This is a genomic window from Acidocella sp., assembly GCF_013044125.1.
In the GTDB taxonomy this organism is placed as follows: Bacteria; Pseudomonadota; Alphaproteobacteria; order Acetobacterales; family Acetobacteraceae; genus Acidocella.
Map to the genome: position 1 here is coordinate 1 of NZ_JABEVC010000141.1, position 14,274 is coordinate 14,274.

The 14,274-nt window shown below is 64.3% G+C and carries 15 protein-coding genes; 6 read left to right on the forward strand and 9 right to left on the reverse strand.

The genetic code is table 11. The features are described from left to right. A partial coding sequence (locus tag HKL97_RS08925) for a penicillin-binding transpeptidase domain-containing protein (RefSeq protein ID WP_291424510.1) occupies window positions 1-1,195 on the forward strand: 1,195 nt, incomplete at its 5' end. 55 nt (window positions 1,196-1,250) lie between these two features. Continuing rightward, window positions 1,251-1,667 (forward strand): arsenate reductase (glutaredoxin), encoded by a 417-nt coding sequence (arsC, locus tag HKL97_RS08930; protein ID WP_291424512.1) that lies wholly within the window; start codon window positions 1,251-1,253, stop codon window positions 1,665-1,667. A 284-nt stretch (window positions 1,668-1,951) separates the two neighbouring features. On the opposite strand, the gene moaB is transcribed toward arsC, so the two are convergent. The 3 genes from moaB to HKL97_RS08945 all read right to left on the reverse strand — a co-directional run bounded on the left by moaB (window position 1,952) and on the right by HKL97_RS08945 (window position 5,107). Continuing rightward, window positions 1,952-2,491 (reverse strand): molybdenum cofactor biosynthesis protein B, encoded by a 540-nt coding sequence (moaB, locus tag HKL97_RS08935; RefSeq protein WP_291424514.1) that lies wholly within the window; start codon window positions 2,489-2,491, stop codon window positions 1,952-1,954. Between the two features lie 3 nt (window positions 2,492-2,494). Next, window positions 2,495-4,138, reverse strand: coding sequence for a lytic transglycosylase domain-containing protein (locus tag HKL97_RS08940; RefSeq protein WP_291424516.1), 1,644 nt, complete (start codon window positions 4,136-4,138; stop codon window positions 2,495-2,497). A gap of 138 nt (window positions 4,139-4,276) precedes the next feature. Continuing rightward, complete coding sequence (locus HKL97_RS08945) at window positions 4,277-5,107, reverse strand: uracil-DNA glycosylase family protein (protein WP_291424518.1); 831 nt, start codon at window positions 5,105-5,107, stop codon at window positions 4,277-4,279. Window positions 5,108-5,236: 129 nt separating this feature from the next. On the opposite strand from HKL97_RS08945, the gene HKL97_RS08950 reads away from it, so the two are divergent. Beyond that, on the forward strand, window positions 5,237-6,874 hold the full coding sequence (locus HKL97_RS08950; protein ID WP_291424520.1) for an electron transfer flavoprotein-ubiquinone oxidoreductase: 1,638 nt from the start codon (window positions 5,237-5,239) through the stop codon (window positions 6,872-6,874). A 43-nt stretch (window positions 6,875-6,917) separates the two neighbouring features. On the opposite strand, the gene argB is transcribed toward HKL97_RS08950, so the two are convergent. Genes argB through rpmH form a run of 6 tightly spaced genes read right to left on the reverse strand, consistent with a single transcriptional unit; the run spans window position 6,918 to window position 10,963 of the window. Beyond that, window positions 6,918-7,814 carry an acetylglutamate kinase gene (gene argB, locus HKL97_RS08955; protein ID WP_291424522.1) on the reverse strand — a complete coding sequence of 299 codons (897 nt, stop codon included), beginning with the start codon at window positions 7,812-7,814 and terminating at the stop codon, window positions 6,918-6,920. Between the two features lie 25 nt (window positions 7,815-7,839). Beyond that, complete coding sequence (yihA, locus tag HKL97_RS08960; protein WP_291424524.1) at window positions 7,840-8,538, reverse strand: ribosome biogenesis GTP-binding protein YihA/YsxC; 699 nt, start codon at window positions 8,536-8,538, stop codon at window positions 7,840-7,842. Continuing rightward, a complete protein-coding gene (gene yidC / locus HKL97_RS08965) occupies window positions 8,481-10,211 on the reverse strand; it encodes a membrane protein insertase YidC (protein ID WP_291424526.1) in 1,731 nt (576 codons plus the stop codon). Before yidC ends, yihA begins: the two co-directional genes overlap by 58 nt. A gap of 6 nt (window positions 10,212-10,217) precedes the next feature. After that, window positions 10,218-10,433 carry a membrane protein insertion efficiency factor YidD gene (gene yidD, locus HKL97_RS08970; RefSeq protein WP_408820918.1) on the reverse strand — a complete coding sequence of 72 codons (216 nt, stop codon included), beginning with the start codon at window positions 10,431-10,433 and terminating at the stop codon, window positions 10,218-10,220. A gap of 14 nt (window positions 10,434-10,447) precedes the next feature. Further along, the gene (rnpA, locus tag HKL97_RS08975) at window positions 10,448-10,792 is read right to left on the reverse strand and encodes a ribonuclease P protein component (protein ID WP_291424530.1); all 345 of its coding nucleotides are present in this window, start codon (window positions 10,790-10,792) and stop codon (window positions 10,448-10,450) included. A gap of 36 nt (window positions 10,793-10,828) precedes the next feature. Beyond that, window positions 10,829-10,963: a 50S ribosomal protein L34 gene (gene rpmH / locus HKL97_RS08980; RefSeq protein WP_284259385.1), complete on the reverse strand. Its 135-nt coding sequence runs from the start codon at window positions 10,961-10,963 to the stop codon at window positions 10,829-10,831. Window positions 10,964-11,127: 164 nt separating this feature from the next. On the opposite strand from rpmH, the gene HKL97_RS08985 reads away from it, so the two are divergent. The 3 genes from HKL97_RS08985 (at window position 11,128) to HKL97_RS08995 (ending at window position 14,239) form a co-directional block, all read left to right on the forward strand. Beyond that, window positions 11,128-12,054: a patatin-like phospholipase family protein gene (locus HKL97_RS08985; protein WP_291424537.1), complete on the forward strand. Its 927-nt coding sequence runs from the start codon at window positions 11,128-11,130 to the stop codon at window positions 12,052-12,054. Between the two features lie 23 nt (window positions 12,055-12,077). Continuing rightward, a complete protein-coding gene (locus HKL97_RS08990) occupies window positions 12,078-13,538 on the forward strand; it encodes a HAMP domain-containing sensor histidine kinase (RefSeq protein WP_291424539.1) in 1,461 nt (486 codons plus the stop codon). 125 nt (window positions 13,539-13,663) lie between these two features. Then, entirely contained in the window at window positions 13,664-14,239 is a 576-nt protein-coding gene (locus HKL97_RS08995; protein ID WP_291424541.1) for a bifunctional precorrin-2 dehydrogenase/sirohydrochlorin ferrochelatase, read from the forward strand. Window positions 14,240-14,274: the final 35 nt, after the last annotated feature.

Sequence of the window (14,274 nt, forward strand, 5' to 3'; positions counted from 1 at the left end):
CGGCGGCAAGACCCTGGCGCTGGAACAAATCCCCAAGGTCCAGGGCGCGTTGATCTCCATGGACCCGCGCACCGGGCGCGTGCTCGCCATGGTCGGCGGCTGGAGCCACGACATCAGCCCCTTCAACCGGGTAATCCAGGCGCAGCGCCAGCCCGGCTCCTCGGTGAAGCCGCTGGTCTACCTCACCGCCATGGAGCAGGGCTTACAGCCCGACGCCCCGGTGCTGGATGCCCCCTTCGTACAGCAAATGTCCAACGGCACCACCTACCGCCCCGGCAACTACGAAGACAGTTTCCAGGGCCCGGTGCCCATTTTCCACGCGCTGGAGCAGTCGCTCAACCTCGCCACCCTGCATCTGGCCCGCCAGATCGGCCTGGATAACATCGCGCAAACCTTCCAGAGCTTCGGCATCATCGACCAGATGCCCCCCTATTACCCCTCCGCGATCGGCGCGATCGACACCACCCTGTGGAAAATGGCCGCCGCCTACGCCACGCTCGATGAATACGGCCGGCAGGTGCAACCATCGCTGATTGACAGTGTCACCGGCCCGGACGGCAAGGTGCTCTACCAGGCGCAAAACCAAAGTTGCGACAACTGCACGAACGGCGACCCCTCACAACCGCCCATTGTCGACTATTCCGGCGCGCAGCTGGCTGATCCTGATTCAGTGTTTCAGATGCTCACCATGATGAAAGGCGTGGTGCTGCGCGGCACCGGCGTCCCCGCCGTGGAGGGGATAAGCCAGCCGGTTGCCGGCAAGACCGGCACCACGAATAATTTCAACGACGCATGGTTCATCGGCTTTACCCCCGGCGTGCTCACCGGCTGCTGGGTTGGCTACGACACCCCGGCCAGCCTGGGCAACAACCAGACCGGCGGCAATGTCTGCGGCCCTATCTGGAACGAATACATGAAGGTGGCCCTCGCCAACCAGCCGGATATGGACTTCCCCGCCCCCGCCGGCATGACCCTGCAACAAGTGCCCGAGCCTGACGGCACCATGGTGAGCGAAGCCTTCAAACCCGGGCAGACCCCAGGCGCCCAGGCGAACAACAGCCTGCTCGGCGGCACCGATAACCTTACCCCCGCCACCCCCGGAGCGCCGGGAACACCCGCAACGCCAGCCGCGCCTGGTACGTCCGCCGCGCCCGCGCCCTCGGCCATCGATAAATCCCTCGGCGGATTGTATTAAAAGCAGCTCAATCTTTTCCGCCAATGCAGCCCCGCGCCAACTGAGAGCCTCCGCCATGTCCGTCACCATCTACCACAACCCCGCCTGCGGCACCTCGCGCAACACGCTGGCGATGATCCGCAACGCCGGTATCGAACCCGTGGTGATCGAATACCTGAAAACCCCGCCCAGCCGCGCGGAACTGGCGGTTCTGGCCGAACAGGCGGGCGGGGCGCGCGCGCTGCTGCGCGAGAAGGAACCACGCGCTGCCGAGCTTGGCCTCAACGCCGGTGTGGCCGATGACACGATTCTTGACGCCATCGCCGCGCACCCGCTCCTGCTCAACCGCCCCGTGGTTGTTACCCCCAAGGGCACCAAAAGCTGCCGCCCGTCAGAGGTGGTGCTGGAACTGCTGCCCGCCCCGCAGCAAGGCGCCTTCACCAAGGAGGACGGGCAAGCCGTAGTGGATGCCGCCGGCCGGCGCATCGGATAAGAGGCATTTTTCGAGCGTTACCCCGCGCGCCGGGTGGCGCTGGCCATCGGGAAATTGTCACGGCGGATGCTTCCGGCCTACGGCGGCGCGGATGCTCTTGCCAGCACCCTGCACCGCCTCGGGCCGCCCTCGCGCACGGCATAGTTGCTCATTTTGGCGCGCCTGTCCGGTTTGCAAGAGCGGGGATCTGCCGCCGGCCAAGAATCATCGCGCGGCTTGCGCCCCCTTCGTCCAGGTCTGTTTTGGCGGGCCTGTTGGCTCAACCGGCGGCGCGGCGCGGCGCCCTAACCCGGCAGATGTTCCTTCAGCCGCGGCATCAGCTCCACCAAATTGCAGGGGCGGTGCCGCGAATCGAGCTGGTAGCGCAAAATATCGTCCCAGCCGTCCTTCACCGCGCCGGTGCTGCCGGGCAGGGCGAACAGATAAGTGCCGCTTGCCACCCCGCCCAGCGCGCGGGACTGCATGGTGGAGGTACCGATCTTCTGGTAGGAGAGCATGCGAAACAGCTCGCCAAACCCTTCAATTGTCTTCTCCAGCACGCGCGCGAACGCCTCGGGCGTTACATCCCGCCCGGTTATGCCGGTCCCCCCGGTGGTGATGATCACGTCAACCGCCGGGTCCGCGATCCAGCCGCGCAGTTGCATCTCGATGGCGCGGGCATCGTCGCGGATGATCGCGCGCGCCGCCAGCACATGCCCGCCCGCCACAACGCGCGCGGCCAGCGTGTCGCCTGAGGTGTCGTTCGCCGCTGTGCGGGTGTCCGAAATAGTCGCCACCGCAATGTTCACGGGGAGAAAAACGCGGCTCTCGTCAATCCCGGCCATGCCTCAGTTTGCCGATGCGGTATAAAAATTCTGGTTCAACGTCGGAAAATCCCCTTCCGCCAGCTGGTCCAGGCTTTCGGGCTTCAGCCCGATCTCCTCGGCGTACAGCCAGCTGTCAGCCATCACCTGGCGCACGAAGCGGCGGGTTTCATCATTGGGAATGGTCTCGATGAAGAGCAGCGGATCGCCTTCATCCTGCGAGGTCCACCCGGCGGCGGCATTCGGCCCGGCATTGTAGCTGGCCAGAATCGCCAGCAGATTGCCTTTAATCCCCGGCTGCGCGCCCAGATAGCGGATATATCCCTGCCCCAGGGCAAGATTGGCCGAAGGATCGTCCAGCGAGCCGCTCACCCCCTCCTGCCGGCGGACATAAGAAGCCGTGACCGGCATAAGCTGCATCAGCCCGCGCGCGCCGCAGCGCGAAACAGCCGTCTCGTTGAAGCCCGATTCCGTGCGCGCCACCGCATAGACCAGCGCCGGGTCAACCGTGAATCCGCCATCCGGGTGCAGGGCCGGCAGCGGCAGGCGCGCGCCCGCAATCTCATCAACCGGGTTTGGCAGCTGGCTGGCAATGGCGATGGTCACATCCACCAGCCCGGCGCGGGCGGCCACCGCCATCACGGCCCGGCCGAGGGCCGGGTTGGCCTGAATCTGCGGCCAGAGCGCGCGCAACGCCACCGCCGCCTGGTCATCCGCGCCAATCTGCAACAAGGCGAAGGCCAGATGCCCGTCAGGGATGGCGTCCACAGCGGTGATATCGGCTTCCGTCAGCGTCGCGGCGATGCCGGTGGGGCCGAAGCCCTGGCCCAGCAGGCGCCCGGCCAGCATGCCGTAGAACGTATCGCCCGACCAGGCCGCCTGGTGCAGCCAGTTGAGATAGGCCTCCGGCTGCTGCATCCGCAGCGCGGCACGGGCCGCCCAGAACTGGCTGGCGGCGCGCTCGTCACTGGAAATCCCGGCCATTGCGGCCGAGCTGTCAAAAGCCGTGGCGGCGGCGCTCAGGTCACCCTTTTCCCAGGCCTGGATACCGGACATGAACTGCCGGTGCCAGCTGTAGCTGTCCGGCGCGGTGACGGGGCGCGCCGCGGCGCCCGCGGTAATTGTGGCTTCTGGCAGCAGCGCGACCACGGGGGCCGGCGGCATCTGATCCGCGCGCAGTTTGTGCTGCATCAGCGCGTAAATATCCGGCGCCTCCGGCTGGCTGCTGTATTGCGCGTACCAAGCCAGCAGCTCAGCCGGCTTGGTGATATAATTATTGCTCAGATACCGCTGCGCCAGAACAGGCCCCACCAAGGTGGGATCGTCCAACCGGCTGATCAACCGGTCCGCCTCGCTGAACGCTCCGGCCGATTGGGCCGCGAGAATACGCTGATACATCGCCACGGCGCTCGGCGGCAGCGGTTCAGGCAGTACAATTTCAACGTCAGGAGAGGGGGCGTTACGCGGCACCGCATAAGCGACAGTCTCCCCGCCTGTTGCGCTGGCGGGCGCTGAGGGGGGCGGCATCGGTCCCGTACCTTGTCCCCAATCAGAGGACTTCGCCGCCGCACTCGTGGGGACCACGAGCCCGAGGGCAAAAACTGACACCGTGGCCAAAGCGAGCCGGGTGACGTTCAGGCGGGAGAGCATGTTGAGGGCTCCTCGCATAGGAAAACTCCCTACACAGTCACCCCTTGTGACGCAAGACCTACCGGTGAGACGTTTCTCGTGGCACGAGACGTTTTTAGCAGTTTCCGGGAGTTACGCCCCGACTCTTAGATCACGATTTCGTGATATTAGCGCAATTTAACCCTGGGTGGATAGCAATTCCAAAAATTCTCGCAGCTGCAATAAGTCCCGCCACGCTTCTGCCTTGGCCGAGGGCATGCGCAACAAATACGCCGGATGGTAGCTCGGCAGACACGGAATCGGCGCCGCCAGACCCGGTATTTCCACCTGCCGCCACGCGCCGCGCAGCCGCCTTATCCCCAGTCCGCGCTCCGGCTCCGGCAGCACCGCCCTGGCAGCCACCGCGCCCAGCAACAGCAGCGCGCGCGGCCGCACCAAGGCGATATGGCGCAGCAGAAACGGGAGGCAAACAGCCACCTCGGCCTCGGTTGGCGGCCGGTCGCCCGGCGGGCGCCACGGCACGGTGTTGATAATGCGCACCGTGGCGCGGTCCAGCCCGATGCTGCCCAGCATTTTATCCAGCAGTTGCCCGGCCGGCCCCACAAACGGCCTGCCCGCGCGGTCTTCCTCCGCGCCAGGCGCCTCACCCACCACCACCAACCGCGCATCCGCCGCACCATCGGCGAAGACCAACTGTGTCGCGGTATCGCGCAGGGCGCAGCCGGTAAATCCCGCCAAGGCCGCCTGCAAGGCTTCCAGGCTCTCGCAACCCTCCGCCACTTTCGCGGCCTGCGCCGGCCCGGCGGGCAACACCGTGGCATGGCGCGCAACATGGCGGGGGGCATGAACCCGCCCAGCCGCAGGCCCCGCCTGCACGGGAGCGCTGGCAGAGGCGGCAGGCGCGGCCGCGCGCCGGTCCTGCGGCGCATCCAGCAGCGCCTCGTCAGCCCCCCACTCCACTTGCAGGCGCAGCGCCTCGATCAAATCCATATATCCATACTTAACCATACCTCCCGCGATTGAAATAACCGCCAATATGATTTTAACCCTTTACCCAGCCAGCGGCCTCACGGCCGAGACTTTACGCAAGCTAACAAGTTTCCTTATACGACTCCCAGCACAACAGGAGGTAACGAGATGTCAGACCAGATGGAACCGCGCGAGGCGATGGAGTTCGATGTCCTGGTGGTCGGCGCCGGCCCTGCCGGCCTATCCGCCGCCGTCAAGCTCAAACAACTCAACCCGGAGCTTTCCGTCTGCGTGGTGGAAAAAGGCGGGGAGATCGGCGCCCACACCCTCTCCGGCGCGGTGCTGGAGCCGCGCGCCCTGCTGGAGCTCTTCCCAGAATGCGACCCCTCGCTGATCCCGCTCGCCACCCCGGTGTCCGAGGATCGCTTCATGTATCTCACCGCGACCAAGGCCTACACCTCGCCCCTCACCCCACCGACCATGGAGAACCACGGCAACTACATCGTCTCGCTCGGCAATGTGGTGCGCTGGCTCGGCCAGCAGGCGGAAGAACTCGGCGTGGAGATCTACCCCGGTTTTGCCGCGGCTGAAGTGCTCTTCGAGGGTGAGCGAGTCGCGGGCGTGGCCACCGGTGACATGGGCATCGGCAAGGACGGCAAGCCCACCGGCAACTTCCAGCGCGGCATGGAGCTGCGCGCCACCTACACAATCTTCGCCGAAGGCTGCCGCGGCTCGCTTTCCAAGCAGTTGATGGCCAAATTCGGCCTCAACGCCAAAAACGACCCGCAGACCTACGGCATCGGCATCAAGGAACTCTGGGAGGTCAAACCCGAGCACTTCAAAAAGGGCCTCACCATCCACAGCGTCGGCTGGCCCTTAAAGTCCGACACCTATGGCGGTTCGGCCATCTACTTCTTCGGCGAAAACCTCATGGCCTACTGTTTCGTCGTTGGGCTGGACTACAAAAATCCCTATCTCTCGCCCTTCCAGGAGATGCAGCGCTCCAAAACCCACCCGGCCATCGCGCCGTTCTTCGAGGGCGCCAAGCGCATCTCCTACGGCGCGCGCGCGCTCAATGAGGGGGGCTTCCAGTCCCTGCCGAAACTCACCTTCCCCGGTGGCGTGCTCATTGGCTGCGCCGCGGGCACCCTTAACGTGCCCAAGATCAAAGGCAGCCACACCGCGATGAAATCCGGCATGGTCGCCGCCGAAGCCATCGCCGAGGCCCTGGCCGGCGAGCGCCCTGACGAAGTCACCGCTTACGCCACCAAGCTGGAAGCCAGCTGGGTCTGGCCCGAGCTGCACAGCGTGCGCAATGTGCGCCCCGGTTTCGCCAAATGGGGTTTTTACGGCGGCATGATCAACGCCGCCATCGACACCTACATCTTCCGCGGCAAGGCCCCCTGGACCCTGAAAAACCACGCCGACCACCTGCAGCTCAAAAAAGCCAAGGACTGCCAGCCGATCGACTACCCCAAACCAGACGGCAAGCTCACCTTCGACCGGCTGTCCTCCGTCTTCCTCTCCAACACCAACCACGAGGAAAACCAGCCGCCCCACCTCACCCTGCTCGATGCCAGCAAGGCCATCAGCGTCAACTATAAAGAATACGCCAGCCCGGAGACCCGCTATTGCCCGGCCGGCGTATATGAAATCGTCGGTGAGGACAAAGGCAACCCGCAGTTGCAGATCAACGCGCAAAACTGCGTCCACTGCAAAACCTGCGACATCAAGGACCCCACCCAGAACATCAACTGGGTGGTGCCGGAAGGCGCTGGCGGCCCCAACTATCCGGGCGGGATGTAAAAGCCGCGGCACGGCCAGGGGGTTTTGCCCCCTGGCACCACGGCTATTTGTGGATCATCGTCCCGATGCCGCCATCAGTGAAAAGCTCCAGCAGCAGCGCATGCGGCACCCTTCCATCGAGGATCGTCGCCCCTTTGACCCCGAGCGTGACAGCCTCCATGCAGGTCTCCACCTTCGGAATCATCCCGCCCGAGATGGTGCCATCGGCGATCAGCGCTTGGATCTGCGCCAGCGACAAATCCGGCATCAGCTTCTTGGTCTTGTCCAGCACGCCGGGCACATCGGTGAGCATCAGCAGCCGGTTGGCGTTCAGCGCGCCAGCGATCGCCCCGGCAGCAGTGTCAGCATTGATATTATAAGTCTCGCCGTTCTCGCCTGTGCCCACGGGCGCGATCACGGGGATCAGCCCGGCGCCGGTCAGCGCATGGATCACGCGCGTGTCGATGAACGCGGGCTCGCCGACAAAGCCAAGATCCAGCACGCTCTCAATATGCGAATCCGGGTCCTTCTTGGTGCGGTGCATTTTGCGCGCGCGGATCAACCCGCCATCCTTTCCCGAAATCCCCACCGCCAGCGCGCCGGCGCGGTTGATCAACCCCGCCACCTGCTTGTTCACGCTGCCCGCCAGCACCATTTCCACCACCTCAACCATGGCGGCATCGGTCACGCGCAGCCCGTCGATGAAGTTGGATTTGATCGCCAGCCGGTCCAGCATGGCGTTAATCTGCGGCCCGCCGCCATGCACGATCACCGGATTGATGCCGACCTGTTTGAGCAACGCGATGTCGCGGCCGAATTCGCCCGCCAGAATATCCTCGCCCATCGCATGCCCGCCGTATTTCACCACGATGGTGGCGCCCGCATAGCGGCGCAGAAACGGCAGCGCGCTGGCGACAATATGCGCCTGGGCGGCGGCGGATTTCAGCTCCTCGGTATTCATCTCGGCTCCTGGAAAAACTCTGCTGCTAAATAAAGCCCGCGATGCTGGCGCGCAAATCATCCATGCCAAGCCCCGTGGTGCTGGAGGTGGTAAGCACGAACGGCAGCGCCGCCGGGTGCTCCTTCGCCAGCGCGGTGATCTCCTCCTGCTTGCGGCGCAGCCCCGCCGGCTTCACGTCATCAGCCTTGGTCAACACCAGCTGGTAGGCCACCGCCGACTGGTCGAGCAGCTCCATCACCACCTCATCGGCGGGTTTCAGCTCGATGCGCGCATCCAGCAGTAGAAACACCCGGCGCAGGTTCGGCCGCCCACGCAAATAATCGAGCATCAGCCCCTGCCAGTCACGCTTGATGGCTTTCGGCGCCTCGGCATAGCCGTAGCCCGGCATGTCCACCAGCACGATGGGGGCAGCTTCCATTTGGAAGAAATTCAACTGCCGGGTGCGCCCCGGCTGGTGCGACACGCGCGCCAACGCCTTGCGCCCCGTCAGCGCGTTCAGCAACGAGGATTTGCCAACGTTTGAGCGTCCCGCGAAGGCGACCTCAATCCCGTTGGGCGCGGGCAGATGGTCGAGCGCCTGCGCCGCATAGAAAAACTCGCAATGCGAGGCGAAGAGTTTCCGCCCCGCCTCCAGCTGCTCCGGGCTGAAAGTCCCGGCCGCGAAAACTATATTTTCGCCGCTACCGCCGCCCGTGGGTTGCCCGCCTGGCGCATGATCAGCCATTGTTGTCCTACCGAAAGAAGATTGTTCCAGGCCCAGTATAGCACAAGGCCGGAAGGAGAGCGCGCCAGCATGAAGGTGAAAATCAGCGGCATGAACTGGAACATGCGCGCCTGCACCGGATCAGCCGGCGCCGGGTTGAGCCGTTGCTGGAGGAACATGGTGAAGCCCATGATGATCGGCAACGCGCCGATATGCAGCAACGGGCTTATCGTGGTGGGGTCGAAAGGGATCAGCCCGAACAGATTGAACAAATTGGTGGGGTCTGGCATCGAGAGGTCATGAATCCAGCCAAAGAAGGGCGCCTGGCGCATTTCGATGGTGATGAAGATGACCTTGTACAATGAGAAGAACACCGGAATCTGCACCAGCATCGGCAAGCAGCCGGAGGCGGGGTTGATCTTTTCCGCCTTGTAGAGCGCCATGGTCTCCTGCTGGATCTTGGCGTTGTCATCCTTATACTGCTCGCGCAGGGCTTTAATCTTGGGCTGCACCAGCTTCATCTTGCCCATCGAGCGATAAGAGTAGCTCGCCAGCGGGAAGAACAGCAGCTTGATGCCGACCGTGAACACGATGATCGCCAGGCCGAAATTGCCGAGCAGCGAGTTCAGCCAGTCCAGCGCGAAGAAGATCGGTTTGGTGATGATATAGAGATGCCCGAAATCCACGGCCTTGTAGAAATCGGGGATGCCGAATTCGCTCTGATACGCATCGAGGATCTTCACCACTTTCGCACCGGTGAACAGGTGGCTGGTCAGGCTCGCCGTGGCGCCCGCCGCCACTGTCTGCGGGTCCGCGGTGATGAACGAGGTCTGATACGCGCCGCCGCCGCCATCGCTGACCGTGCCATAGCTCATGGTGCCGGTGAACTTCACCGACTGATCAGGCGCCACGGCGGTCAACCAGTATTTATCGGTGATGCCGATCCAGCCGCCGGGGCTGGTCTCGCTATAGGCGACGCCGCCAGCCGCCTTCTCACCATCAGACTTCAAGGATTTATAGGATTCCTGCTTCAGCGTCTTGTTGAACACACCGAGCGGGCCATCAAACAATATATAAGTCGTGGGTCCGGCTGGCACATAATCGCGCACAACACGCGACCACGGAAACAGTTTTACCGCCGCGCCGGTGTGGTTCACCACCTGCTGGTTCACCGTGAACATGTAATTGTCATCAACCGAGAGGATCAGCTGAAAGGTCAGCCCCTGGCCGTTATCCCAGGAGAGGGTCACCGGCGTCTGCGGCGTGAGCTTACCGGCGCTCGCGGTCCACAGCGTGGAGTCGCCGGGCACTTTCACCCCGCCAACCGGGGTCCAGCCAAACTGCACATAGCTCGGCTTCGGCCCGCCGCGCGGCCCGAGGATCTGCACCAGCGGCGAATTCTTGGCGATCGTCTCGTGATAGTTTTTCAGCACGACATCGTCGAACACCGCGCCGGTCAGCACCACGCTGCCGGAGAGTTTCGGCGCGTCAACCGGCAGGCTTGGCCCAGTGGCCGCGGCCACCGCCGCCGGACTGGCCGCGCTGGCGGGCGCGCCGCTCGCACCCTGCACCTGCGTTGTGCTCTGCGTTGGCACGGGCGCCGGATGCGGCAAATATTTCTGGAACGCGTACTGAAACACCAGCATGATGCCGAGTGACAGGGCGATGGCAACCATCAGGCGCTTCTGGTCCATGGGGCTTTACGAGTCCTTGAGTGGTGGAACCGGGTCGAAGCCGCCCGGATGCCAGGGATGGCAGCGCAAAATCCGGCGCCCGGCCAGCAAACTGCCGCGCCCGGCGCCGTGCGTGCAAATCGCCTCCCGCGCATAAGCGCTGCAGGAGGGGTAAAAACGGCAATTCGCGCCGATCACAGGGCGCAATGTTAATTCATAAACGCGGATCGCACCCGAGAGCATATAGGCCGCCGGGCTCACTTGCGGCCCTCCGCGAGCGCCAATTCAATACCGGCGCATAATTTTTCAAACGGCAAACGCCCCGTTTCCTGCCGGCAGATCAACACCAGTTCAACACCGGAGAGATCACGCCCGGCCAAAGTCAGCCGCGCAGCCTCTTTCAGCCGCCGCCGCGCGCGGTTGCGCGCCACGGCATTGCCGATTTTCTTGGTGGCGGTGTAGCCGGTCCGCAAAGGGGCCTGGCCTCCAGTGGTGCAAAACTGCATCACGAAACCAGGTTTTGCGATTTTCCGCCCGCGCGACGCCATACGCAGAAACTCCGCGCGGCGCTTAAACGTTTCCGGTGGAGACAATGCGGGCATTGTCAGGCCCTTAAAGGCGCGCGGGAGGTGAGGAAATCAGGCAGAAAGTTTAGCGCGGCCTTTGGCACGGCGGTTGGCGATAACCTTGCGGCCGCCAACGGTTGCCATGCGGGCGCGGAAACCATGCCGGCGCTTGCGGACAAGTTTGGAAGGTTGATAGGTCCGTTTCACGTGATTCACTCCGGCGATAGCTAATATAAGCTGATAAAACAGGTTTCGGCCGAACCGTCCCCGGTCCGGCGCAACGAGGCCGGGATATAGGCGGCGCGCGCCGCCCCGTCAATGCAAAGGCGGCGGCGCTTGCTCTGGCCCGCTACAAAGTGCAGCTTGCTCCCATGCATATATCCTCAGCGACTCGGCCGCGCACCGTTCTGGCCCTGCAAGGGGGCGGGGCGCATGGCGCCTTCACCTGGGGCGCGCTGGACCGCCTTTTGGAGGACGGGCTGACCTTTTCCGCCGTCACCGGCGTCTCCTCCGGCGCGATGATCGCCGCCATGGCGGTACAGGGCTATGTCCATAACGGGCCGAAGGGCGCGCGCGCCGCGGTCAGCAAATTATGGCACCGGGTCGCCGAGGCGCATATTTTCGGCCCCGTGAACGCTTCGATGGACTGGCTCTGGGGCTGGGACAAGGGGATGGAACTGGGCAACGAGATGGCCTGGGCCGGCATCACCAGCGCGTTGCGCCTCTTCAACCCCGGCCAGCTTAACCCCTTCGGGCAGAATCCGCTTGGCCCCCTGCTCGCCGAACTGCTGGATCTGGACGCCATCCGCAGCGCCGATGCGCCGCGCCTCTACGTCGCCGCGACCGATGTCGAATCCGGCACCGCGAAGATATTCAACAACGGCGAGATAAGCGTTGACGTGTTGCTGGCCTCGGCCTGCATCCCGATGATGTTTCCCGCCGTGAACATCGGCGGGCGCCACTATTGGGACGGCGGCTACTCCTGCAACCCGGCTCTCGCCCCCGTGCTCTCTCCCCGCCCGGAGCAGCTGGTGCTGATCCGCGCGCAGCCGCGTGTGCGCAAGGGCGTGCCCAACAGCACGGCTGACATTGTCCACCGCCTACATGAAATCGCCTTCCAGGCCCCGCTGGACGCCGAGGTTGCGCTGCTGCCCAAGCAGGTCCGGCTGCTCGATATTTCCGCCGACGCCGCGCTCGCCCGCCATCCGCTGACCTCCAAGATGAACACCGAGAAAAACTTCCTCGACAATCTGTTCATCGCCGGACGGGAGGCAGCCGGAATCGTCCTTTCCGCATGAGGCGCCCCCCGCGCAGAAGCTACATGCGCCATCTCCAGCTCGAGCTGTTCGGGAGCAGCCTCTCGGGCCGTGTGCTCTGGCTAACCGTGGCGATCATTCTCGCTGTCGAGCTGGTGGTGCTCACGCCAAGCCTGGGCAATGAACGCCAGAGCTGGATGTGGCAACGCATAAGCCTGGCGCATATCGCCGCCCTCTCGGCCGGCGCTTCGCAAAATGGCGGTCTCGTGCCACCGGCCTATCAGCAGCTGGCGCAGCGATCAGGCATCGAGTCGATCAAGCTGACCGAGCCGGACGGCACAGTGCTGCAAATCCTCCCCCTCCACCCCACGCCGCCGGCGCGGGTGCTCTATCTGGCTGATGAAACCGTCCTCCGCAGCACCTGGTGCGCCCTCAAGCGTATCGCGGGGCTGGAGAGCGCTCCGGTGGAGGTGATTGCGCCAAGCCCTCTGCAGAACAACATAATGGTCGAGATTCAGGTCAACGGCACCGGTCTGAACCAGGAGTTGCGCAATTACGCCTCGCACCTGGCGGTAATCTCGGCCGTCGTCGCGCTGGTGACCGGGCTGCTGGTGTTCGCCGCTCTCAACCGGCTGCTGGTTCGTCCCTTGCGTATTATGACCGAGAGCATCTCCGGCTTCCGCAACGACCCGGAGCACGCCGGGCAAAGCGCGCTGACCGCGCTGGCCAGCCGGGGCGACGATGAAATCGCCGAGGCCGCGCGGGAGCTGAAAACCATGCTCGAGACAATGCGCGCCGCCCTATGGCGCAACGCCCGTCTCGCCGCCCTGGGCACCTCGGTCACAAAAATAAGCCATGACCTGCGCAACATCCTGAGCTCGGCGCTGCTCGTCTCCGGTCATCTGCAGGACAGCACCGACCCCACGGTCCAGCGCGCCGCGCGCACGCTGGTCCCCGCGGTGGAACGCGCCGCCCAGTTGGTCAGCCACACCGTGGATTTCGCGCGCGAAGGACCGCCCGCGATCACCCGCACGCCCGTCTGCCTGCGCGAGGTGGTGGACGAAGCCACCCAGGTGGTCTGCCCGGACGGCACCGGCATCACCATCGAGAACCTTGTCCCCGCCAGTCTGGTCCTGCCGCTGGACCGCATGCACATCTACCGTGTGCTGCTCAACCTGCTGCGCAACGCGGCCGAGGCAGGCGCCAAGGCCGCGGTGGTTACCGCAGAGACCAAACCCGGCGCCAACAAAATTATCGTAACCGATTACGGCCCCGGGCTGCCCCCGCGCGTGCTGCAAAATCTGTTCAAGCCCTTCTCCGGCTCGGGACGCCAGGGCAGCTCGGGACTCGGCCTTGTCATCGCCCGCGACCTCATGCGCGCCCAGGGCGGCGAGCTGAGTCTGGCGCAAACCGGCCCGTTGGGCACAGTATTTGTCCTCGAACTATCGGGTAGCGATGCCACTGCCCTTGCCATCCCCCTCGCCCCGGCAGGCCATAACCCCACCAATCCGATAGAAATTTTCTAAGTTTCACTTTGCGATAATCCAGCCTGAAGCGCCAAAAGTTTTTGTCCCACACAAGACGAAAAGAAGAATATGCTTATTTTTCGCGCCTCATTGATCTTGGGGAAAAAATCATTTTCTAAGAGTTCATGATTCCCTTGGCCATCGACCCGAAACACCTCCAGCTTGCCGTTGCCGGCAATGGCGCGCTCACCCTGCGCCGGCTGCTGGCGTTGCGCCGCGCGGGGGCCGAAGCCGTCCTCGTGTTCGCCGATGCGCCCACGCCGGCCCTGGCCGCGGCGGCGGGGGCGTTCCTCCGCCCCTGCCTGCCAGATGCCGCCGCCTTGGCCGAATTGCACCTGCTCTGGATCAGCGATCTGCCCGAGCCGCTCGCCGCCGGACTGGCACAGGCCGCGCGCACGGCGCGCGTGCTGGTGAATGTCGAGGATGTCCCCTCCGGCTGCGACTTCCATTCAGTCGCTGAAGTGCGGCGCGGAGACCTGCTCATCACCGTCTCCACCAACGGCGCCGCCCCCGGCCTGGCGCGGGGCGTCCGGCGCGGGCTGGAATCCTGTTTCGGCCCGGAATGGGACGCGCGGGTGGAAGAAATCGCCGCCCTGCGCCACCGCTGGCGCGCAGAAGGGCTGAGCATGCCGGAGATCAGCCAGCGCATCGAGGCCGTGATGGCGGAGCGCTGTTGGCTCTCCTGCCCCACCCCCCGTTAAGTTCACCTTCTTTGTTCTTAGGTATCCGCCATGAC